Genomic DNA, 21,467 nt, shown 5'->3' with positions numbered 1-21,467 from the left:
CTAACCTGGTGTTGGTCGACAGTCCCCCCGAAGCCGGCGCGGAGAACGCCCCCGCGCCTCCCAACCGCCGCGCGATACGCACCGCCGGGCTCCTTGTCTCGGTCTGTGTGCTGCTGCTCGTCGTCGTGGCGAGCATCGCGGTCGGTGCCAAGCAGATGTCCCTCGACCAGGTCTGGCACGGCCTCTTCCAGGAGACCGGGACGTACGGCGATGTCGTCGTCCAGGAGCGGCTCTCGCGGACGCTGCTCGGAGTGCTCGTCGGCGTGGCCCTCGGTCTCGCCGGAGCCGTCCTGCAGGCGCTGACGCGCAATCCGCTGGCCGACCCGGGGCTGCTCGGCATCAACCTCGGCGCGTCGGCCGCCGTCGTCACCGCCATCAGCTTCTTCGGCGTCACCTCGCTGAGCGGCTATGTGTGGTTCGCCTTCTGCGGAGCGGCAGTGGTCGGCGCCGCCGTCTATGCCCTCGGCGGGACCCGTAACGCCACCCCCGTACGGCTCGCACTCGCCGGAACCGCGCTGAGCGCCGCGCTCTACGGCTATCTGCAGGCCGTGATGATCACGGACAACGCCGCGCTCAACAAGATGCGCTTCTGGACGGTCGGTTCCCTGGCCTCGGCCAAGAACGAGACCATCATGCAGGTCCTGCCCTTCTTCGTGATCGGCATCGTGCTCGCCCTGGGCCTCGCCCGGCCGCTCAACGCCATGGCGATGGGCGACGACACCGCCCGCGCGCTCGGCGCCCACCTGAACCGCACCCGCGCCCTGTCCATGGCCGCCGCGACGCTGCTCTGCGGGGCGGCGACCGCGGCCTGCGGGCCCATCATGTTCGTCGGCCTGATGGTGCCGCACGTCGTGCGCTCCTTCACCGGGCCCGACATGCGCTGGATCCTGCCGTACGCGGCGATCCTCTCGCCGGTCCTTCTGCTCGGCGCCGACGTCGTCGGGCGCGTCGTCGCCAGGCCCGCGGAGCTGCAGGTCGGCATCATCACCGCGTTGATCGGCGCTCCGGTCTTCATCTTTCTCGTACGACGGCGGAGGCTGGCTCAGCTGTGAAGGCGATACGCACCCGGGGCGGGCTCAGCCTCCGACTCGACGTCCGCACGGCCGTGGTCGTCGCCGTGCTCATCGTGGCCGCGCTCGCCGCGAGCGTCGTCCTGATCGGCACCGGCGACTTCCCCATCCCCACCGCCGACGTCATCCGCACCCTGCTCGGCAACGGAGACGCCGGGCAGGAGTTCATCATCAACGACCTGCGCCTTCCGCGGGTCCTCGTCGGCCTCCTCGTGGGGGCCGCGCTCGGGCTCGGCGGCGCGATCTTCCAGTCCATCTCGCGCAATCCGCTGGGCAGTCCGGACATCCTCGGCCTCGGCCAGGGCTCCACCGCGGGCGCGCTCACCATGATCGTCCTCTTCCAGGGCAGCGCGGTGCAGGTCGCCGGTGGCGCGCTCGTGGGCGGTCTGGTCACCGGTTTCGCGATCTATGTGCTCGCCTGGAAACGGGGCGTGCACGGCTTCCGGTTCGTCCTGGTCGGCATCGGCGTCTCCGCCTTCGTCACCGCCGTCAACGGCTATCTGCTCACCAAGGCGGACATCGTCGACGCCGCGCGCGCCGTCGTCTGGATGACCGGCTCCCTCAACGGCCGGGACTGGGACCAGGTCTGGCCCCTGCTCATCCTCTGCGCGATCCTCGTGCCGCTCGTCATGACATACGCACGTCCGCTGCGGATGCTGGAGATGGGCGACGACGTCGGGTACGCGCTCGGCGTGCCCGTCGAGCGCACCCGCATCGTCCTGATGGGCGCGGCCGTGCTGCTCACCGCCGCCGCCACCGCGGCGGCGGGCCCCGTCAGCTTCGTCGCGCTCACCGCGCCGCAGCTCGCCAGGCGGCTCACCCGCTCGCCGGGGCCGAACCTGCTGCCCGCGATGTTCATGGGCGCCACCCTCCTCATCGTCGCGGACTGGGCCTCACAGCGGGCCTTCGCCGCCGATCAACTGCCCGTCGGCGTGGTCACGGGCGTACTCGGCGGCATCTATCTGCTGTGGCTCCTCGTCATCGAGCGCAAGGCGGGGCGGATATGAAGGCGCGCGTCACCGTGGATGCGGCCACCTCTGACACCTCTGATACCTCTGACTTCTCCACGAACACCTCTGAGAGCACCGACAGGCAGGAGCGTGCCGCAGTGAACCGGCTCATCGCGGACGGCGTGACCCTTGGCTACGACCAGCGCGTCATCGCCGAGAAGTTGTCCGTCGAGATCCCCGACAACTCCTTCACGGTGATCGTCGGCCCGAACGCCTGCGGCAAATCCACCCTGCTGCGCGCCCTGTCCAGGATGCTCAAGCCCTCGGCGGGCCGCGTCCTGCTCGACGGGAACGTCATCCAGTCGATGCCCGCGAAGAAGGTGGCGCGGACGCTCGGCCTGCTCCCGCAGTCCTCCATCGCGCCCGACGGGATCACGGTGGGCGACCTGGTCGCGCGCGGGCGCTATCCGCACCAAGGGCTCCTGCGCCAGTGGTCGGCGGACGACGAGCGGATCGTGGGCGAGTCGATGGCGTCGACCGGTGTCGCCGAACTGGCCGATCGCTATGTCGACGAACTCTCCGGCGGTCAGCGCCAGCGCGTCTGGATCGCGATGGCGCTCGCGCAGCAGACTCCGCTGCTGCTCCTGGACGAGCCGACGACGTTCCTCGACATCCAGCACCAGATCGACGTCCTCGACCTCTGCGCCGACCTGCACGAGGAACAGGGCCGCACGCTGGTCGCCGTCCTGCACGACCTCAACCACGCGGCGCGCTACGCCACCCACCTCATCGCCCTGCGCGAGGGCGAGGTCGTCGCCGAGGGCGCGCCGTCCGACATCGTCACGACGGAGCTCGTACGGGACACCTTCGGGATGGACTGCCAGATCATCGACGACCCGGAGACCGGGACGCCGCTGGTGGTGCCCGCGTCGCGGCGGGTGCGTGCCAAGAGCACGGCCGGGGCGGTGGCGACCGGCCGTGCCGGGGCTAAAGCAGCGACCTGAGGCGGAGCATGTCGCGCAGGCCCGCCTCCAGCTTGACCCGGCCGGAGGCCCAGGCCTTCGCGAAGTTCAGATCGCCGTCCACCATCGCCACCAGATCGTCGCCGGACATGGCGAGGCGGATCTCCGCCTTCTCGCGAGGGGCGCCCGCGTAGGTGTCGAGCACCGTGATCCGGCCGTTCTGGAGGCGGCCCGTGAAGGTCACGTCGAGATCGGTGATGCGGCAGCTCAGCGAGCGGTCGAGCGCGGCAGCGCCGCGTGCGCCGCCTTCGGCGCCCGCCAGGTTGTCCGAGAGTTTGTCGAGCGCCGTGCGGCACTCTTCGATCGTCGCCATCGTGATCGACGGTACCGCAGCGCTTCGGGGTAGCGTCGGGGCATGAGCGACTCGATGCCGGGCCCCGAGCCCGAGCCGGTGGAGCCCGGGGCCGCGGCAGCCGCGGCGGAGGCGGAGACGTACGACCCCGTCGGGCCCGCGCCCCTCGGGGTGGAGCGTGTCCCGACCGGTGACGCCGAGGTCGACGGCCTTCTGGGGCGTCTCGGCGACGCCGACCACCTCGCCACGGACGGCCACATCGAGGTGTACGAGGATGTACACCGGGGACTGCGAGACGCGCTGACCGCGCTCGACGCACGCCCCGGGCCGCCGGCGCCCTCACCCATGGGGACGCCCTCGGCTCCGTCCCCGCACTCACCCCCGTACAACAGGAGCTGAACAGAACGTGGCAGGAGTGGCACGCCGCCGCCTCGACGCCGAACTGGTCCGACGCAAGCTGGCGCGCTCGCGCGAGCACGCCAGTCAGCTGATCGCCGCCGGCCGGGTGACCGTCGACAAGAACACCGCGACGAAGCCCGCGACGCAGGTGGAGACCGCGGCCGCCATCGTGGTCGCGACCGACGACAGCGACCCCGACTATGTCTCGCGCGGCGGCCACAAGCTGGCGGGCGCGTTCGCCGCGTTCGTGCCGCGGGGCCTGGTCGTCGAAGGGCGGCGCGCGCTCGACGCGGGCGCGTCCACCGGCGGCTTCACCGATGTGCTGCTGCGAGCCGGCGCCTCGGGCGTCGTCGCCGTGGACGTCGGGTACGGCCAGCTCGCCTGGTCGCTGCAGAGCGACGAGCGGGTCACCGTCAAGGACCGTACGAACGTACGCGAGTTGACGCTGGACGCCATCGACGACACCCCTGTCGATCTGGTCGTCGGCGACCTCTCGTTCATCCCGCTCGGCCTGGTCCTTCCTGCCCTCGTGCGGTGTGCCGCCCCGGACGCCGACCTGGTCCTGATGGTCAAGCCGCAGTTCGAGGTGGGCAAGGAGCGCCTGGGCACCGGCGGTGTGGTGCGCAGCGTGGAACTGCGGGCCGACGCCGTGCGGGGTGTGGCGCGCCAAGCGTGGGGGCTCGGGCTCGGTGTGCGTGGCGTGACTGCGAGCCCGCTGCCCGGACCTTCCGGAAATGTCGAGTACTTTCTGTGGCTGCGTGCCGGGGCGCCCGAACTCGACCCGGCGGACGTTGACCGTGCCGTGGCGGAGGGGCCCCGTTGACTGAGACCCGAGAGACCCAGACCCGAGCTCGTACCGTTTTCCTGCTCGCGCACACCGGACGGCCTGCCGCCATCCGCAGTGCCGAACTCGTCGTCCAGGGGCTGCTGCGCAGCGGCATCGGCGTACGGGTCCTCGAGGCGGAGGCGGCCGATCTGCCGCTGCCGCCCGAGGTCGGCACGGTGAAGGAGGCCACCCCCCAGTGCCTCGACGGCTGTGAACTGCTCGTCGTCCTCGGCGGCGACGGCACGCTGCTGCGCGGCGCCGAGTTCGCCCGGGCCTCCGGGGTGCCGATGCTCGGCGTGAACCTGGGGCGCGTGGGCTTCCTCGCCGAGGCCGAGCGCGACGACCTCGACAAGGTCGTCGACCGGGTGGTGACGAAGGCGTACGAGGTCGAGGAGCGGATGACCATCGACGTCATCGTCCACAGCAACGGCGATGTCGTGCACCGCGACTGGGCGCTGAACGAAGCGGCCGTGCAGAAGATGTCGGCCGAGCTGATGCTCGAGGTCATCCTGGAGATCGACGGGCGTCCGGTCACCGGCTTCGGCTGCGACGGCATCGTGTGCGCGACGCCGACCGGCTCCACCGCGTACGCCTTCTCCGCGGGCGGGCCCGTGGTGTGGCCGGAGGTGGAGGCGCTTCTGATGGTGCCGATCAGCGCCCATGCCCTGTTCGCCAAGCCCCTGGTGACCTCGCCGGACTCGGTGCTCGCTGTCGAGGTCCAGCAGCACACGTCGCACGGGGTGCTGTGGTGCGACGGGCGGCGGACCGTGGAGCTGCCGCCGGGGGCCCGGGTCGAGGTGCGCAGGGGCGGGGTGCCGGTACGCCTCGCGCGGCTGCATCACGCGTCGTTCACCGACCGGCTCGTGGCCAAGTTCGCGCTGCCGGTGTCCGGATGGCGCGGGGCGCCTCACTAGCGTTCCGTTGGAGGCGCGGTTGGTGTGGGCTGCGTGGTGCGGACACCGCGGGTCGCCGGTGGCCGGTCGCGCAGCTCCCCGCGCCCTTCACGGGGCACGGCCTTTCCCGGCTACGTGGAGCAGACCACGGAGATGGCCCGCTTCCGCATGACCGCGCGTACCGGAAGCCCCGTGGCCAGCAGCGTGAGCAGCAAGGTGCCCGCCGTGATCCCCGTCGGTACGGCCCATGGGAGGTAGGGGACCGGCGAGCCGAAGGCCGTGCTGAGGATCGGCGCGAGCGTGCCGAGCGCGATCGCCGTGCCGAGCAGCAGCGCGGTGCCGGCGACGACCACGGCCTCCCAGGCCGCCATGGCCCGCAGTTGGGCGCGCCGGCTGCCGATCACGCGCAGCAGGGCCATGTCGCGGCGGCGCTCAAAAGAGATCATGGCGAGGGTGTTCGCCGCGGCGATCGCGGCGAAACCCGCGTACAGACCCGTGCCCACGTAGTCGAGCCAGACCTCGCCCGCGCTGCCCGCCGACCCCGTGTGGTGCCGCGCCGTGGTGCGCATGCCGATCTTGGTCAGGCCGAACCCGACGACCAGGACGAGCGGCACGACCGCGGCGGAGAAACGGCGTGGCTGCGAGCGGATGTTGAGCATCGCCAGGCGTGCGCTGCCGCCGAACCGGCCCACCAGCGCGGAGACCAGCCAGGCCGCGGGCCCGATGATCCGCGGGCCGAGCAGCCCCGCGCCGACGCAGAAGAGGATCAGGACGAGGAACGCCCCCTCGCCCGCCTCGTCCGCGGGCTGCTCGGACAGCAGGACCGAGACCACGCACGCCCCCGCGACCGCGACCAGGCCGAGCGGCGCCCGGAGTATGCCGAGCCCCCGCCGTCCGGTCGCCGCCTCGCTCAGGGCGCGGGCCGGGCGGAGCAGCGAGAACCGCAGCGCGGAGAGGAGCGCGGCGAGCGTCGTCGTCACCACGGCCACGCCCAGGCACACCGGCAGGGCGACCCAGCCGAACCGGAAGTGCGCCTCGGCGGGGAGCAGACCGTGCGCGATCATGCCCGCATGCCACCACCGGGCCACGAAGCCGCCGAGGACGAAGCCCGCGAGCGCGGCCGGTAGGGACGCGGCGAGGGCCTGCACGGCCACCGCGCGGCGGACCTGGCGGGGTGTGGCGCCGATGGAGCGCACCATGGCCAGCTCGCGGTGCTGCTGCGTGACGGCCGTGCCCATCGTCGATGCGACCACGAATATCGACATGTAGATAGATCCGATGAGCAGAACGACGGCCATGTCGCCGACGCCGTTCTCGGTGATCTGCTCGCGTGCCCGTGCGGAGAGTCCGTCCGTGCCCGTCGCGCCGAGCATCATCGTCGACGCGCTCACCACCGTCGCCGCGAAGAGCGCGGCCACGGCCGTGCCCACGAACGCCGGGCGGTGCGCGCGCAGCGCCGCCTGTGCCAGTCCCGTTCCCATAGGGATCAGGGTGGGGTGCTGGGGCACCTGTGCGACAGGAGGCTGTCAGGAAGATCGTGGTGGGGTAATCCCCACCCTGAGATCCCACCTCCTGCGGGTGACAGCGTCCGTTCGGTCCGCCTTTGCCACCTGCGCCTTCGTGGAAGGAAGGTGGAAGGGAGCCAGGGCCCGTCGCACACCTGGCCCATGACCTCGTAAGGTCGTGTCCGTGTTGGAGGAGATGCGGATACGGTCGCTCGGAGTCATCGACGACGCGGTGGTCGAGCTGTCGCCGGGGTTCACCGCGGTGACCGGCGAGACCGGTGCGGGCAAGACGATGGTGGTCACCAGCCTCGGCCTGTTGCTCGGCGGACGCGCGGATCCCGCCCTGGTGCGGATCGGCGCCAAGGCGGCGGTGGTGGAGGGGCGGATCAGCATGCCCGCGGACGCCTCGGCCGCCGTGCGGGCGGAGGAAGCGGGCGCCGAACTCGACGACGGGGCGTTGCTCATCAGCCGTACCGTCTCGGCGGAGGGGAGATCCCGCGCGCATCTCGGCGGGCGGTCGGTCCCGGTGGGGCTGCTCGCCGAACTCGCCGACGACCTCGTGGCGGTGCACGGACAGACGGACCAGCAGGGGCTGCTCAAGCCGGGCCGGCAGCGCGGGGCGCTCGACCGGTACGCGGGAGACGCGGTCACCGTGCCCCTTGCCAAGTACACGGCGGCGTACCGCAGACTGCGGGCCGTGACGACCGAGGTCGACGAGATCACCACGCGGGCGCGTGAACGGGCCCAGGAAGCAGATCTGCTGCGCTTCGGCCTCGAAGAGGTCGCGGGTGTCGAGCCGCGCGAGGGCGAGGACACCGAACTGGCCGCCGAGGCCGAGCGGCTCGGCCACGCGGAGGCCCTCGCCTCCGCCGCCACGTCCGCGCACGCCGCCCTCGCGGGCATCCCCGAGGACCCGGAGGGTGTCGACGCCACGACGCTGGTGGCGGGCGCCCACCGGGCTCTTGAGGCGGTGCGTTCCCACGACCCCGCCCTTGCCGCTCTCGCCGAGCGGATCGGCGAGATCGGGATTCTGCTCGGCGACGTGGCGGGGGAGCTCGCGGGATACGCCGACGACCTCGACGCCGATCCGCTGCGCCTCGCGGCGGTGGAGGAGCGGCGGGCCGCGCTCACCCAGCTGACCCGGAAGTACGGCTCCGACATCGATTCCGTGCTCGCCTGGGCCGAGGAGGGGGCCACACGGCTCACCGAACTCGAGGGCGACGACGACCGCCTCGACGAGCTGACCGCCGAGCGGGACGCGCTCAGAGGAGAACTGGCCGGACTCGCGCAGGCGTTGACCGACGCGCGCAAGGAGGCCGCTTCGCGGTTCGCGGCGGCCGTCACCGAAGAGCTGTCCTCGCTCGCGATGCCGCACGCGCGCGTGACGATCGACATCAGCAGTACGGAGGTGCCCGACGGCGCGGACGGTGTGCCGGTCGACGGACGCCTCGTCGCGTACGGCCCGTCGGGCGTCGACGAGGTGGAACTCCTCCTCGCCCCGCATCCGGGAGCCCCGCCGCGGCCGATCGCCAAGGGCGCGTCCGGCGGTGAACTGTCGCGCGTGATGCTGGCCGTCGAGGTCGTCTTCGCGGGCACGGACCCCGTTCCGACGTACCTCTTCGACGAGGTCGACGCGGGCGTCGGCGGCAAGGCCGCGGTCGAGATCGGCCGCAGGCTCGCCAGGCTCGCCAAGTCGGCGCAGGTCGTGGTCGTGACGCACTTGCCTCAGGTGGCGGCGTTCGCCGACCGCCAGCTGCTTGTCGAGAAGACCAACGACGGGTCGGTGACGCGGTCCGGCGTGCTCGTTCTCGAGGGCGAGGACCGGGTGCGGGAGCTGTCCCGGATGCTGGCGGGTCAGGAGGACTCGGAGACCGCGCGGGCGCACGCGGAGGAGCTGTTGGCGACGGCTCGGGGGGACGGGTAAGGCTCTGCCGTGCCCCGGCTCTAGGCTGGGCCGCATGATCGACCGCAAGCCCGCCCGCCGCCTCACCGCCCTCCTCGCCGCAGCCGTCGTCACCCGCGCGGCCACCACCGCGCTGCGCTCACGTGCCCCCGGCGGTCCCGACCGCTGGCAGCGGAGGAACTACGCGGGCCGCGCACTGGAGTTGTACGCCGGGCCCGCCGCCGCTCTCGGTGCGGCGGCCGGGACCCTGGCTCTGCCCGCCAGGGCCCGGGGCGCCGCCGCGCTCTCCGTGCTCGCCGCGGGGGCCTGCGGGGCGTACGACGACGTGGCGGGGGAGGGAGATCCGCGCCGGGGCTTCCGTGCCCACCTGAGCGCGTTGCGGGGCGGTGAAGTCACCAGTGGGGCCGTGAAGTTGTTCGGGATCTCCGCGGCGGGCCTCGCCGCCGGTGCGCTGCTCAAGGAGCGGCCGGTGGACAAGCTCCTCGCGGGCGTCGTGATCGCGGGCACCGCCCACTTCGTCAACCTCGTGGACGTACGCCCGGGGAAGGCCGCGGGTGCGGTGCTCGCCCTTGGGGCGCCCGGGCTGCTGCGCAAGGGCACCGCCGGGGTCCTCTCCGCCGCCTCCGTGGGGGCCGCGGCAGCCGTGTTCCCGGAGGACTTCGGGGAACAGGCCATGATCGGCGACGCGGGAGCGCACGCCCTGGGCGCGGTACTCGGTGCCGCCATCGTCGCGGGCAACGGCCGCGTGGGTCTTGCCGTCCACGCGGCGGGTCTGGTGACGGCCGCCGCGTACGGCGAGAGGGTCAGCGCGGTCGCGGGGGGACGGGCTCGGGCCGTTTCTGAAGGCTCTCGGTCCGCTGCCGAGTGATCGGCCGGCGTTTCGAGAGCCGCGTCCTGAGCCGTCGCTTGCCCCATGGAGTGCGCAGGCAGCAGGCGAGAGGCGGGTTCAAGACCGTAGGCGGCGGCCTGTGGCCCAATCCCAGGGAGGGGCGTCCGATTCCCGCCCTATCCCGGGCCCCGAGCCACGCCGAGCCTCTGAAAGCCTTCCCTCCGGCATATCCCCGCTGCAAAGATGCTGGGGGCCGCAGGCCATCAGCGGCGCTGAAACCCCGTCGTCCTCACCCGTGTGGGTGATCCGTGTCAGGGAGTTGCCCGCCCAGACACGGAAGAGACCTTTCGGTGGTGCCGGAACGTCCGTACGGACTGGCATCCTTGGCGCAGCCCCCCGACGCCGACCCAGGAGCCCCGGCTACGTGAGCCACGTGAGCAGCCACTCACCGCAAGGTCAGACCTCGCTGCACACCGTGCAAGTACTGGGCGGTGGCAGCGCGGGCAGCAGCGCCCACGTGAGGTCGCTCGCCGCGGGCCTCGCCGCGCGGGGCGTGCGGGTCACGGTCTGCGCCCCCGCCGAGGCGGCCAAGGCCTACGACCTGACGGGCACCGGCGCCCGGCACGTCCACGTACCCCGCAGCAGCGATCCCGCGTCCGTCGCCTCGCTCCGCCTCGCCTGTGCCGACGCCGATCTCGTGCACGCGCACGGGCTGCACGCCGCACTGCGTGCCGCCCTCGCGCTCACCGGCCGCCGCATTCCCCTCGTCGTCACCTGGCACACCCGCGCAGAGGCGGAAGGAGCGCGCGCCCGCCTCCTGCACCTGCTGGAGCGGCGCGTCGCCAAGGCCGCCGCCGTGGTCCTGGGCACCTCGTCCGACCTCGTCGACCGCGCCCGCAGCAGGGGCGCGCGAGACGCCCGTCTCGCCCCCGTCACGCTCCCCGCGCCCCGCGCGGCGGCCGGTGCGGGCGAGGAGCCCGACGGGTCACGCCACAAGGCCCGCGCCGAGATCGGCGCCGTCGACCGGCCGTTGATCGTCACGGTCGGCACGCTCGAACGGCAGCGGGGCTACGACCTCCTTCTGGAGGCCGCCCGCGCGTGGCGTCACCTCGACCCCCTGCCGCTCCTCGTCATCGCCGGTGAAGGGCCCGAGCGCGGCGCTCTGCAGCGTCGTATCGAGAACGAAGGCCTTCCGGTCCGGCTCGTCGGGCGGCGCGACGACGTCCCCGAGATGCTCGCCGCGGCCGACCTCGTGGTCCTGCCCAGCAGCTGGGAGTCCCGCTCCGTACTCGCCCAGGAAGCCCTGCACGCGCGCGTGCCGCTCGTCGCGACCGCTGTCGGCGGCATCCCCGAACTCGTCGGCGACGCGGCCACCCTCGTCCGGTACGGGGACGCCGAGGCCCTGGCCACCGCCGTCGCACGCCTCCTCGCCGACCCCGCGCTCAGGGAGAAGTTCAAGGACAAGGGCACGGCCCAGGCGGCGACATGGCCGACCGAGGACGAGACGGTCGCGCAAGTGCTGAGTGTCTACGACGAGTTGACGCAGCCGCTCACCCTGTAGCCCGCAGGCCGAGGCCCGCGGCCCCGATGCCACATGCCTCCCCTACGCCACACGCCTCCCCCTACGCCACATGCCTGCGCGCCCGCAGGGCCAGGCTCAGCGCGAGCACCGTCTGCGGGTCGTCCAGGTCGGTACCGAGGAGTTCACTGATTCTGGCCAGGCGGTTGTAGAGCGTCTGACGGTTCAGGTGCAGTTCGCGCGCCGTCTCCGCCTTGCGTCCCGCATGGGCCAGATACGTCTGCAGGGTGGGAAGGAGTGGTGGCTTCGAGCGCCGGTCATGGGTGCGGAGGGGGCCGATCGCGCGGTCCACGAACGCCGCGAGCGCCGAGTCGTCGTAATTGTGCAGGCGCCAAAGGAGCAGGTCGATGTCCAGGCGTCGCGCGTCGTACCAGGGTCGGTCGACAAGGCCCTGCGCGGCCGTCGCCGTCTCCGCGGCGTGCCGCAGCCCCGCCGAAGCCGCCGCCCAGCCGCCCGCGACCCCCACCACCACGACCGGCGGCAGTGCCCCTGCCCGCTGCATCCCCGCCCGTTCGACCCCTGCCCGCAGCGCCGTGGCGACCCGGTCGGCCACCGCGGCGCGTTCGGATTCGGAACGGAGCCCGAGGAGCAGCGGGACGCGCCCCTCGACCGGCCGTACGCCGAGCAGCACCGGCACCCCCACCGCCGCGAGCTCCTCCGCCACCGCCCGCGCGAGCACGGCCCAGCCGCCGCCGGGCGCAAGACCGTCCGCGAGTCTCATCACGACCGGGAGCAGCGGGCTCTCGCCGGGCTTGAAGCCGAGCACCCGCGCCTGGGCGGGCGCGTCGTCGGCCAGGATCCGCCCCTCCGCCAGATCGGTCAGGAAGTCTCCCCGGCCGCGTGCGGCGAGCTCCTCCTCCTGCCGGGCCTGCATCAGGACCACCGCGAGCGACCCCGCGGCCCGCTCCGCCGCGATCCGGTGCACCGGAAGCAGCGCGGACTCCACGGCGAGCAGCACCAGCCTGGCGCGCACCGAGCCGGAGCCGGGCCCACCGCCCGGCACGTCGACGAGCACCGCGCCCGCGGGCGGCCCTTCCTTGTGCTGACCCCGAAGCCCCTCCCACACCTGAAGAGGATCGGCGCACTCGGTTCCCGCTCCGGCGGCGTACAGAAGCTGCCCGTCCGCCGTCTCCAGGAACACCGGGTTGCCGCTGAAGTCCGCGAGGACGTTCAGGACTTGGGGGACGCCGCCTCCGCCGAGCAGCGCCTGGGTGCAGCGCCGGTGGACCTCCTCGGCGCGCTGGAGCAGCGCGTAGTGGCCGTTGACGATCTCGGTGTGGACTTCCTCCGTGACCGTGACGAAGGGCACCTCGCGGTGCAGCTGCACCAGCGGAAGGCCCGCCGCGCGCGCCGTCTCCACTATCGCCGCGGGGAGCCGCGTGAAGCGCGGGCCCAGCTCGACGACCAGTGCCGCGATGCCGCGCTCGGCGAGCTTGCGCACGAAGACGCGCTGTTCGGCGGGGCGTGCGCCGAGGCCGAGGCCCGTGGTCAGGAGCAGCTCGCCGCCCTTGAGGAGCGAGGCGATGTTCGGCACCTCGCCCGCGTGCACCCACCGCACCGTGCGCTGCAGCCGTTCCGCGCCCGCGACCACTTCCGGGAGCCCGCCGCGAAGACCCGGAAGTTCCAGGGCCCGCTGCACGGTGATGCCGCCCTGAGTGCCCTGCGTGCCCTGACTTTCCATGGGGCGGACGCTACCTGCGCATACGCCCCGGGAACATCTCCGACCGGTTACGGGAGTGATCTGTTCCGCTCATATCCCGACAACCCGTCGCCCCAGACATGACCCGAACATGAATCCCGAACATGAATCCCGAACAGGAAAACGGACGGCGACGGGCAACCCGTCGCCGTCCGATCCGATCCGGTCTGAGGAGCCCGGCTAGCCGCCGTACGCCCCGCTGGCCGTCAACCGCAGCGCGGTGTCGATCAGCGGCACATGGCTGAACGCCTGCGGGAAGTTGCCCACCTGGCGCTGCAACCGCGGATCCCACTCCTCGGCGAGCAGCCCCAGGTCGTTGCGGAGCGCGAGCAGCTTCTCGAAGAGCTTGCGGGCCTCGTCGACCCGGCCGATCATCGCCAGGTCGTCCGCCATCCAGAACGAACAGGCGAGGAAGGCACCTTCGTCACCTTCGAGCCCGTCCACGCCCGCGTCGTCGCCGGTCGTCGGATAGCGCAGGATGAAGCCGTCCGGCGTCGAGAGCTCCCGCTGGATCGCCTCGATCGTGCCGATGACGCGCTTGTCGTCGGGCGGCAGGAAGCCCATCTGCGGGATGAGAAGCAGCGAGGCGTCCAGCTCCTTGGAGCCGTACGACTGCGTGAACGTGTTCCGCTCCTTGTCGTAGCCCTTCTCGCAGACGTCCCGGTGGATGTCGTCGCGCAGCTCGCGCCACTTCTCCAGGGGGCCGTCCGCGTCTCCGGACTCGATGAGCTTGATCGTGCGGTCGACGGCGACCCAGCACATCACCTTGGAGTGCACGAAGTGGCGGCGCGGGCCGCGCACCTCCCAGATGCCCTCGTCCGGCTGGTCCCAGTTCGACTCCAGGTAGCGGATCAGCTTGAGCTGGAGCAGCGAGGCGTAGTCGCTGCGGGCGAGGCCCGTCATGTGCGCCAGGTGCAGCGCCTCGGTGACCTCGCCGTACACATCGAGCTGGAGCTGGTGCGCGGCTCCGTTGCCCGCTCGGACCGGGGTCGAGCCCTCATACCCCGGCAGCCAGTCCAGCTCCGCCTCGCCGAGCTCACGTTCGCCCGCGATGCCGTACATGATCTGCAGGTTCTCGGGGTCGCCCGCCACCGCCCGCAGGAGCCACTCGCGCCAGGCACCGGCCTCCTCGCGGTATCCGGTGCGCAGGAGCGAGGAGAGCGTGATGGCGGCGTCGCGCAGCCAGGTGTAGCGGTAGTCCCAGTTGCGGGAGCCGCCGATGTCCTCGGGCAGTGACGTCGTGGGCGCCGCGACGATGCCGCCCGTCGGGGCGTACGTCAGGGCCTTCAGCGTGATCAGCGAGCGGACCACGGACTCGCGGTACGGGCCGTGGTACGTGCAGTGCTCGACCCACTCGCGCCAGAAGTCCTGCGTGGCCAGGAGGGCGTTCTCGGGCTCGGGCAGCGCGGGCGGCTCCTTGTGCGAGGGCTGCCACGAGATGGTGAACGCGATCCGCTCACCCGGCGCGACCGTGAAGTCCGAATACGTCGTGAGGTCCTTGCCGAACGTCTCGGCCGACGTGTCGAGCCACACCGAGTCGGGCCCCGCGACGGCCACCGTGCGCCCGTCGACCTTGTGCACCCAGGGCACCACACGGCCGTAACTGAAGCGCATCCGCAGGGCGGAGCGCATCGGCACCCGGCCGCTGACGCCCTCGACGATCCGCACGAGCTGCGGGGCGTCCGTGTCGCGCGGCGGCATGAAATCGGTCACGCGGACCGTGCCGCGCGGGGTGTCCCACTCGGATTCCAGAATCAGTGAATCGCCGCGGTACGTGCGCCGCGCGGCTGTCGGCGGCTGCGCGTCGGGGCTGTGAGCAGGCCCCAGACGCCAGAATCCGTGCTCCTCAGTGCCGAGCAATCCGGCGAAGACGGCGTGCGAGTCGAAGCGGGGCAGGCACAGCCAGTCGACTGTGCCGTCCCGGCAGACCAGGGCGGCGGTCTGCATGTCTCCGATGAGTGCGTAATCCTCGATGCGCCCGGCCACGTGCAACTCCAGTCAAACGGCCACGTCGCCCTCTCGGGGCGCTCGCTCTACGGTCAAGGCTTCGCTGTAAAACGAACTGCACGAGCCTCTTGTTCCGGGGAACGGGCGGGGGGTGGTTGCCGTTGATCGGTCCGGCTCGGCAGTGAGTGTCCGAGCAGGATACGACGCACGCAGGTGATCTGCGCGCCGCTCCCGGCAACGAGGCTGCGCCGAACGGGTGAGCACCAGGTGAGGGAGTTGTGACGCGAGTGATCGAGCGTGGCCGGAAGCAGCCTCCCTTCGTCGCTGATACCCTGGTAGCCCGTGAGCCGGTGGTCATAGAACCCCCGAACCGCAGCGACGGCACCTCCTCCAGAACCCTTTGGACGGACGCCGGTACGCACCCTCCAGACCGCGACCACGGGAGCCCCTCTTGGCCATGCAGCCCAAATCCACGACGACCAAGCACATCTTCGTCACCGGGGGTGTCGCCTCCTCCCTCGGCAAGGGACTGACGGCTTCCAGCCTCGGCGCGCTGCTCAAGGCCAGGGGCCTCCGGGTCACCATGCAGAAGCTCGACCCGTACCTGAACGTCGACCCCGGCACGATGAACCCCTTCCAGCACGGAGAGGTGTTCGTCACGAACGACGGCGCCGAGACCGACCTGGACATCGGCCACTACGAGCGCTTCCTGGACGTCGACCTCGACGGCACGGCCAACGTCACCACCGGCCAGGTCTACTCGCAGGTCATCGCCAAGGAGCGGCGCGGCGAGTACCTCGGCGACACCGTCCAGGTCATCCCGCACATCACGAACGAGATCAAGCACCGCATCCGCCGCATGGCCACCGACGACGTCGACGTGGTCATCACGGAGGTCGGCGGCACGGTCGGCGACATCGAGTCCCTGCCGTTCCTCGAGACCGTCCGTCAGGTCCGCCACGAGGTCGGCCGCGACAACGTCTTCGTCGTGCACATCTCGCTGCTTCCCTACATCGGCCCGTCCGGTGAGCTGAAGACCAAGCCGACCCAGCACTCGGTCGCGGCCCTGCGCAACATCGGTATCCAGCCGGACGCCATCGTGCTGCGCGCCGACCGCGACGTGCCGACCGCCATCAAGCGCAAGATCTCGCTGATGTGCGACGTCGACGAGGACGCGGTCGTGGCCTGCAAGGACGCGCCGTCGATCTACGACATCCCGAAGGTCCTGCACACCGAGGGCCTCGACGCCTACGTGGTCCGGAAGCTGGACCTCCCGTTCCGTGACGTGAACTGGACCCAGTGGGAGGACCTCCTCGACCGGGTGCACAACCCGGACCACGAGGTCACCATCGCGCTCGTCGGCAAGTACATCGACCTGCCCGACGCCTACCTCTCGGTGACCGAGGCCCTGCGCGCGGGCGGCTTCGCCAACCGCGCCCGCGTCAAGGTCAAGTGGGTCACGTCCGACGACTGCAAGACCCCGGCGGGCGCCGCCAAGCAGCTCGGCGACGTCGACGCGATCCTGATCCCCGGCGGCTTCGGCGAGCGCGGCGTCAACGGCAAGGTCAGCGCCATCCAGTACGCCCGCGAGAACAAGGTGCCGCTGCTCGGCATCTGCCTCGGCCTGCAGTGCATCGTCGTCGAGGCGGCCCGCAACCTCGCGGACATCCCCGACGCCAACTCCACGGAGTTCGACGCCGCGACCGCCCACCCGGTCATCTCGACCATGGCGGAGCAGCTGGACATCGTCGCGGGCGAGGGCGACATGGGAGGAACGATGCGCCTGGGCATGTACCCCGCGAAGCTCGCCGACGGCTCCATCGCCCGTGAGGTGTACGACGGCAAGGAGTACGTCGAGGAGCGCCACCGTCACCGCTACGAGGTGAACAACTCCTACCGCGCCGAGCTCGAGAAGAAGGCCGGCATCCTCTTCTCCGGCACGTCCCCGGACGGCAAGCTCGTCGAGTACGTCGAGTACCCCCGCGAGGTCCACCCCTACCTGGTCGCCACCCAGGCGCACCCGGAGCTGCGCTCGCGCCCGACCCGCCCGCACCCGCTCTTCGCGGGCCTGGTGAAGGCCGCCGTGGAGCGCAAGACGAGCAAGTAACGCAAGAGAGATACGGTTGCCGGGGTACGGGCCTTACGAGGCGCGTACCCCGGTTTCTGTTTGCACGTGTGGGAGGACAGGGCGACATGACGATCAAGGACACCGCCGAGGAGTGGCAGGTCACGGCGGTCCAGACGCCCTTCGTGGGGAACAAGACCTCCGTCCGCACCGACGACGTGGTCATGCCCGACGGCACCGTGGTCCACCGTGACTACCAGGTGCACCCCGGATCGGTCGCCGTGCTGGCTCTGGACGACGCGGGACGCGTCCTGGTCCTGCGCCAGTACCGCCACCCCGTCCGCCAGAAGCTCTGGGAGATCCCGGCCGGGCTGCTCGACATCCCCGGCGAGAACCCCCTGCACGCCGCCCAGCGCGAGCTCTACGAAGAGGCGCACGTCAAGGCCGAGGACTGGCGCGTCCTGACCGACGTCTACACCACCCCCGGCGGCTGCGACGAGGCCGTGCGCGTCTTCCTCGCCCGGGATCTCTCCGAGGCCGACGGCGAGCGCTTCGAGGTCTCCGAGGAGGAGGCCGACATGGAGCTGGCGCGCGTACCGCTCGAAGAGCTCGTACGCGGTGTGCTCGCCGGTGAGCTGCACAACAACTGCCTCGTCGTGGGCGCCCTTTCGCTGACCGCCGCGCTCGGCGGCGACGGAGTCGACGCGCTGCGCCCGGCGGACGCGCCCTGGCCCGCGCGTCCCTTCGAGGCCTGAGGGGGCCCGTTGGAGGCCGTAGGCGGCCGTAGGCGGCCATAGGGGGCCATTGGAGTTCTCCGGTGTGACGATCTACTGATCCGATCGGGGGACTTGTGCGCGCCGCGCGTCGGGGGAGCGACCAGGGCCTGAACTAGGCTCTGGAAGCGTCCCGACCGGAGTCCCGGCGGGTTCGCGCGCAGGCGGACGGAGCATGGCCCGTGACGGATCAGGCGGTCGACACGGACGGATCGGCAGTGGGCGGCCCGGCGCCGCGCCTCGCTTCGGACCAGAGTTCCGACGGCGGTCAATTCGTCGGCAGGCGCAGAGAGTTGAAAGAGCTCCGCGCCGACATCGGCCGCGCCGGGCTCGACACCATCTCGGGCCGCAAGGCGCCACGCGCACGCGTGCTCCTCATCGCGGGCCGTCCAGGATCCGGCCGCACCGCGCTCGCCGAGGAACTCGCGCGGCGGCTCGCCGACAACTACCCCGACGGGGTGCTCCGCACCCACCTCACCGAACCCGACGGCACACGCGTGCCCACGGAACGCACCGCGAGGGAACTCCTGGACGCCCTCGACGTCCCCGCGCCCCCGGGGGCCGACGAGGACGAGCTCGCCGAAGCGCTCCGCAGCGCCCTGGCGGGCCGCAGGGCGCTGCTGCTCCTCGACGGCGCCGCCGACGCCGAGCAGGTCGACCCGCTGATCCCGGACGTGCCCGAATGCCTGGCCGTCGCCGTGTCCGAGGGCCCGCTCACCGGGATCCCGGACGTGCGGCCGTGCACGCTGGGCGGCCTGGACACCGCGGCCGCGGTCGAACTGCTCTCCCGCGCGGCGGGCCCGGTGCGCATCACCGTGGACCCGCGGTCCGCGGAGAGCCTGGTCGAGGCGTGCGGCGCACACCCCGCCGCGCTCGTCCTCGCCGGTGGCTGGCTCTCCGGGCGGCCCAAGGCGGCCGTCGCCGACCTGGCCAAGCAGGTGCACGACAGGCCCGAGGACGAGTCCGCGCCCGGCGCCCTCTCCCGGATGTTCCAGCTCTCGTACGCCTCCCTGCCGGGAGCGGCCGCGCGGATACTGCGATTCCTCTCCCTGGCCCCCGCGGGCCACGTCGACCCGCACACCGCATCCGCGCTCGCGGGCTGCTCGGTCTCCGCCGCCCGCACGACCCTGGACGACTTCGTGAAGCTCGGCCTCGTCAGGGCCGTGGAGTCGCCGCTGCCGCAGTACGAGCTGCCCGCCTGCCTGGTGCCGCTGCTCCGCGCGTGCACCGAGCGCCAGGACCGGCCCGCGGAGATCCAGCTGGCCCGGGCCAGGATGCTGGAGCGGACCGTGCGGCTGCTCCAGTCCTGCCGGGCGATCACGGAACCGGACGGCTCGGCGGCCCGCAAGAAGCTCGCCGGCATGCCGCGCGCCCTGCGCTTCCCCCACCCCGGCGCCGCATCCGAGTGGCTGCGCATCCGGCAGCCCGCCCTGCTCGCGGCGGCCCGCCTAGCGGTCGCCGACGGAGAGCTCGACACCCTCGCGCGGCGCCTGATGGCGGCCCTGACGCGGGCTCTGGTCGCCCATCGCGGCACGGAGGACGCGGCCCCCGAGCTGTACGGCATCCACCAGCTGGTCCTCGACGTGGCCGAGCGCAGGAAGCTGCCCCGCGAGAAGGCGGCGGCCCTCCTGAACCTCGCGGATCTGGACGCGAGGACGGGACGGACGCAGGGGGCGCTGGTGCGCTACCGCCTGGCACTGGATGCCGGACGGCAGGCAAACGATCCGTACGCGACCGGCCGCGCGATGGAATCCGTAGGCAGTGCCTACCAGGAGCTGGGGGACTGGCCGCGGGCGTCGGACTGGTTCGGGCGCGCCCTGGCCCAGCGGCTCGCGCGCGACGAGCGCACCGACGCCGCACGTCTCTACGGCCGGATCGCGGCGGTGCACACGTACGCGGGCCGGTACGGCGAAGCGCTTCGCAACTGGAGCTCGGCCGTCACCGGACACCGCAAGACCGGCGATGTGGCGGGCCAGGCAAGGGCGTTGAGCGAGCTGGCGCGGGTGCAGGAGTACGCGGGCCGGCCCGAGGAGTCGCTGCGCACCTGCCAGGAAGCCGTCGAGTGGGCGCGGCGGGCCGACGACGTACGTCTCCAGGCGGCGCTGCAGCTCAGGCTCGCCGACACCCTTGACCGGCTCGGCGACCCGGCGGCCGCCCGGCTGCACCGCGGTGCGGCCGAACGCATGCTGGGACCGGAGCTTGCGGAGGTCACAGGGCTTGCATCGAAAGATGGAGCTACGGCTTCCGCCTACGAAATCCGTAGCACTTCCGTAGAAGATTGATGCATTGAAAGGCTAGACAGCGAGAAGTCCTTCATTAGACTGGCTCCGCCGCGTACTTCCGTGGTGTCTCCGATGCGCCCTCTTGTGTATCGGTATGTAGAGAATTGCCCGAAAAATCCCTGAGCCAAGAGGACCGTGATCGACGTGAAGGTCGGCATCCCCCGCGAGGTCAAGAACAACGAGTTCCGGGTGGCCATCACCCCCGCCGGTGTGCACGAGCTGGTGCGCCACGGCCACCAGGTCGTCATCGAGCAGAACGCCGGTGTCGGCTCCTCGATCACGGACGCGGAGTACGTCTCCGCGGGCGCCCGCATCCTGGAGACCGCCGATGAGGTCTGGGCCACCGCCGACCTCCTCCTGAAGGTCAAGGAGCCGGTCGCGGAGGAGTACCACCGCCTCCGCAAGGACCAGACCCTCTTCACCTACCTGCACCTGGCCGCTTCCAAGGAGTGCACGGACGCGCTCCTGGAGTCCGGCACCACCGCCATCGCGTACGAGACCGTCGAGACCGCGAACCGCGCGCTCCCGCTGCTCGCCCCGATGTCCGAGGTCGCGGGCCGCCTCGCCCCGCAGGTCGGCGCCTACCACCTGATGGCCGCCAACGGTGGCCGCGGTGTGCTTCCCGGCGGCGTCCCGGGTGTCGCGGCCGGCCGGGCCGTCGTCATCGGCGGTGGCGTCTCCGGCTGGAACGCCGCGCAGATCGCCATCGGCATGGGCTTCCACGTGACCCTGCTCGACAAGGACATCAACAAGCTCAAGGAGGCGGACAAGATCTTCGGTACGAAGATCCAGACCGTCGTCTCCAACGCCTTCGAGCTCGAGAAGGCGTGCGTCGAGGCCGACCTCGTCATCGGCGCCGTCCTCATCCCGGGCGCCAAGGCCCCCAAGCTCGTCACCAACGAGCTCGTGTCGCGGATGAAGCCGGGAAGTGTCCTTGTCGACATCGCGATCGACCAGGGCGGCTGCTTCGAGGACTCGCACCCGACGACGCACGCCGAGCCGACCTTCCCGGTCCACAACTCGGTGTTCTACTGCGTCGCGAACATGCCCGGCGCGGTGCCCAACACGTCGACGTACGCGCTGACCAACGCGACGATGCCGTACATCGTCGAGCTGGCGAACCGCGGCTGGACCGAGGCGCTGCGCCGTGACAGGGCGCTCGCCCTGGGCCTCAACACCCATGACGGCAAGGTCGTTTACAAGGAGGTCGCCGAGTCGCACGGCCTCGAGCACGTCGAGCTCGAGACGCTCCTCGGCTGAACCTGACCGCTTTCGTCAACGAGAGTCGTCAATCTCACGCCAACGGCCGGACCTTGAGAGGGGTCCGGCCGTATGCGTATGTCCATGGACATGGTCAACTCGCCTTGAACGTAACCCTTTAACCGATTCGCCCACCCCGGAATTGTGGTGACGACGTGCCGTGCGCCCTTGAC

The 21,467-nt window shown here is 71.6% G+C and carries 17 protein-coding genes; 13 read left to right on the top strand and 4 right to left on the bottom strand.

Annotated elements, in window-relative coordinates:
• Nucleotides 1-8: 8 nt before the first annotated feature.
• The 3 genes from ACZ5CR_RS33365 to ACZ5CR_RS33355 are packed head-to-tail and all read left to right on the top strand — an operon-like array spanning nucleotide 9 to nucleotide 3,024.
• Nucleotides 9-1,052 carry a FecCD family ABC transporter permease gene (locus ACZ5CR_RS33365; protein ID WP_468864416.1) on the top strand — a complete coding sequence of 348 codons (1,044 nt, stop codon included), beginning with the start codon at nucleotides 9-11 and terminating at the stop codon, nucleotides 1,050-1,052.
• Nucleotides 1,049-2,077: a FecCD family ABC transporter permease gene (locus ACZ5CR_RS33360; protein WP_468864413.1), complete on the top strand. Its 1,029-nt coding sequence runs from the start codon at nucleotides 1,049-1,051 to the stop codon at nucleotides 2,075-2,077. Before ACZ5CR_RS33365 ends, ACZ5CR_RS33360 begins: the two co-directional genes overlap by 4 nt.
• Entirely contained in the window at nucleotides 2,038-3,024 is a 987-nt protein-coding gene (locus ACZ5CR_RS33355; protein WP_468864411.1) for an ABC transporter ATP-binding protein, read from the top strand. Before ACZ5CR_RS33360 ends, ACZ5CR_RS33355 begins: the two co-directional genes overlap by 40 nt.
• Here ACZ5CR_RS33355 and ACZ5CR_RS33350 read toward each other — a convergent pair.
• On the bottom strand, nucleotides 3,008-3,355 hold the full coding sequence (locus tag ACZ5CR_RS33350) for an SCP2 sterol-binding domain-containing protein (protein ID WP_468864408.1): 348 nt from the start codon (nucleotides 3,353-3,355) through the stop codon (nucleotides 3,008-3,010). The two genes, ACZ5CR_RS33355 and ACZ5CR_RS33350, sit on opposite strands and share 17 nt — an antisense overlap.
• Nucleotides 3,356-3,397: 42 nt before the next feature.
• On the opposite strand from ACZ5CR_RS33350, the gene ACZ5CR_RS33345 reads away from it, so the two are divergent.
• From ACZ5CR_RS33345 to ACZ5CR_RS33335, 3 genes are read left to right on the top strand one after another with little or no spacing between them, the layout of a single operon-like run.
• Complete coding sequence (locus ACZ5CR_RS33345; protein WP_468864407.1) at nucleotides 3,398-3,733, top strand: hypothetical protein; 336 nt, start codon at nucleotides 3,398-3,400, stop codon at nucleotides 3,731-3,733.
• 7 nt (nucleotides 3,734-3,740) lie between these two features.
• Entirely contained in the window at nucleotides 3,741-4,556 is an 816-nt protein-coding gene (locus tag ACZ5CR_RS33340; RefSeq protein WP_468864405.1) for a TlyA family RNA methyltransferase, read from the top strand.
• Nucleotides 4,553-5,473, top strand: coding sequence for an NAD kinase (locus ACZ5CR_RS33335; RefSeq protein WP_468864403.1), 921 nt, complete (start codon nucleotides 4,553-4,555; stop codon nucleotides 5,471-5,473). The genes ACZ5CR_RS33340 and ACZ5CR_RS33335 overlap by 4 nt, the downstream gene beginning before the upstream one ends.
• A gap of 110 nt (nucleotides 5,474-5,583) precedes the next feature.
• On the opposite strand, the gene ACZ5CR_RS33330 is transcribed toward ACZ5CR_RS33335, so the two are convergent.
• Nucleotides 5,584-6,933: an FtsX-like permease family protein gene (locus ACZ5CR_RS33330; protein WP_468864401.1), complete on the bottom strand. Its 1,350-nt coding sequence runs from the start codon at nucleotides 6,931-6,933 to the stop codon at nucleotides 5,584-5,586.
• Nucleotides 6,934-7,153: 220 nt separating this feature from the next.
• On the opposite strand from ACZ5CR_RS33330, the gene recN reads away from it, so the two are divergent.
• The 3 genes from recN (at nucleotide 7,154) to ACZ5CR_RS33315 (ending at nucleotide 11,250) form a co-directional block, all read left to right on the top strand.
• Nucleotides 7,154-8,881 (top strand): DNA repair protein RecN, encoded by a 1,728-nt coding sequence (gene recN, locus ACZ5CR_RS33325; RefSeq protein WP_468864442.1) that lies wholly within the window; start codon nucleotides 7,154-7,156, stop codon nucleotides 8,879-8,881.
• 34 nt (nucleotides 8,882-8,915) lie between these two features.
• Complete coding sequence (locus ACZ5CR_RS33320; protein WP_468864399.1) at nucleotides 8,916-9,728, top strand: hypothetical protein; 813 nt, start codon at nucleotides 8,916-8,918, stop codon at nucleotides 9,726-9,728.
• Between the two features lie 385 nt (nucleotides 9,729-10,113).
• Nucleotides 10,114-11,250, top strand: a complete 1,137-nt coding sequence (locus tag ACZ5CR_RS33315) for a glycosyltransferase family 4 protein (protein WP_468864397.1) — start codon at nucleotides 10,114-10,116, stop codon at nucleotides 11,248-11,250.
• Between the two features lie 61 nt (nucleotides 11,251-11,311).
• Here the strand turns inward: ACZ5CR_RS33315 and ACZ5CR_RS33310 are convergent, their stop codons facing one another.
• On the bottom strand, nucleotides 11,312-12,949 hold the full coding sequence (locus tag ACZ5CR_RS33310) for a PucR family transcriptional regulator (RefSeq protein ID WP_468864395.1): 1,638 nt from the start codon (nucleotides 12,947-12,949) through the stop codon (nucleotides 11,312-11,314).
• Nucleotides 12,950-13,147: 198 nt separating this feature from the next.
• The gene (locus tag ACZ5CR_RS33305) at nucleotides 13,148-14,953 is read right to left on the bottom strand and encodes a glycoside hydrolase family 15 protein (protein ID WP_468864393.1); all 1,806 of its coding nucleotides are present in this window, start codon (nucleotides 14,951-14,953) and stop codon (nucleotides 13,148-13,150) included.
• Between the two features lie 418 nt (nucleotides 14,954-15,371).
• Here ACZ5CR_RS33305 and ACZ5CR_RS33300 point away from each other — a divergent pair, with 418 nt between their 5' ends.
• From ACZ5CR_RS33300 to ald, 4 genes are all read left to right on the top strand, one after another.
• Nucleotides 15,372-17,021, top strand: coding sequence for a CTP synthase (locus ACZ5CR_RS33300; protein ID WP_389913584.1), 1,650 nt, complete (start codon nucleotides 15,372-15,374; stop codon nucleotides 17,019-17,021).
• Nucleotides 17,022-17,107: 86 nt separating this feature from the next.
• The gene (locus ACZ5CR_RS33295; protein ID WP_468864390.1) at nucleotides 17,108-17,734 is read left to right on the top strand and encodes an NUDIX domain-containing protein; all 627 of its coding nucleotides are present in this window, start codon (nucleotides 17,108-17,110) and stop codon (nucleotides 17,732-17,734) included.
• Between the two features lie 200 nt (nucleotides 17,735-17,934).
• On the top strand, nucleotides 17,935-20,034 hold the full coding sequence (locus tag ACZ5CR_RS33290) for a tetratricopeptide repeat protein (protein WP_468864387.1): 2,100 nt from the start codon (nucleotides 17,935-17,937) through the stop codon (nucleotides 20,032-20,034).
• 144 nt (nucleotides 20,035-20,178) lie between these two features.
• Nucleotides 20,179-21,294, top strand: a complete 1,116-nt coding sequence (ald, locus tag ACZ5CR_RS33285) for an alanine dehydrogenase (protein WP_468864440.1) — start codon at nucleotides 20,179-20,181, stop codon at nucleotides 21,292-21,294.
• Nucleotides 21,295-21,467: the final 173 nt, after the last annotated feature.

The organism is Streptomyces sp. NPDC031274, from assembly GCF_055570235.1.
This window is presented reverse-complemented; position numbering and strand designations above follow the sequence as displayed.

Bases quoted from the DNA above. Each gene is read 5' to 3' on its own strand.
- ACZ5CR_RS33350 (WP_468864408.1), bottom strand. From the start codon at position 3,355: ATGGCGACGATCGAAGAGTGCCGCACGGCGCTCGACAAACTCTCGGAC.
- ACZ5CR_RS33345 (WP_468864407.1), top strand. From the start codon at position 3,398: ATGAGCGACTCGATGCCGGGCCCCGAGCCCGAGCCGGTGGAGCCCGGG.
- ACZ5CR_RS33330 (WP_468864401.1), bottom strand. From the start codon at position 6,933: ATGGGAACGGGACTGGCACAGGCGGCGCTGCGCGCGCACCGCCCGGCG.
- recN (WP_468864442.1), top strand. From the start codon at position 7,154: ATGCGGATACGGTCGCTCGGAGTCATCGACGACGCGGTGGTCGAGCTG.
- ACZ5CR_RS33320 (WP_468864399.1), top strand. From the start codon at position 8,916: ATGATCGACCGCAAGCCCGCCCGCCGCCTCACCGCCCTCCTCGCCGCA.
- ACZ5CR_RS33310 (WP_468864395.1), bottom strand. From the start codon at position 12,949: ATGGAAAGTCAGGGCACGCAGGGCACTCAGGGCGGCATCACCGTGCAG.
- ACZ5CR_RS33300 (WP_389913584.1), top strand. From the start codon at position 15,372: ATGCAGCCCAAATCCACGACGACCAAGCACATCTTCGTCACCGGGGGT.
- ACZ5CR_RS33295 (WP_468864390.1), top strand. From the start codon at position 17,108: ATGACGATCAAGGACACCGCCGAGGAGTGGCAGGTCACGGCGGTCCAG.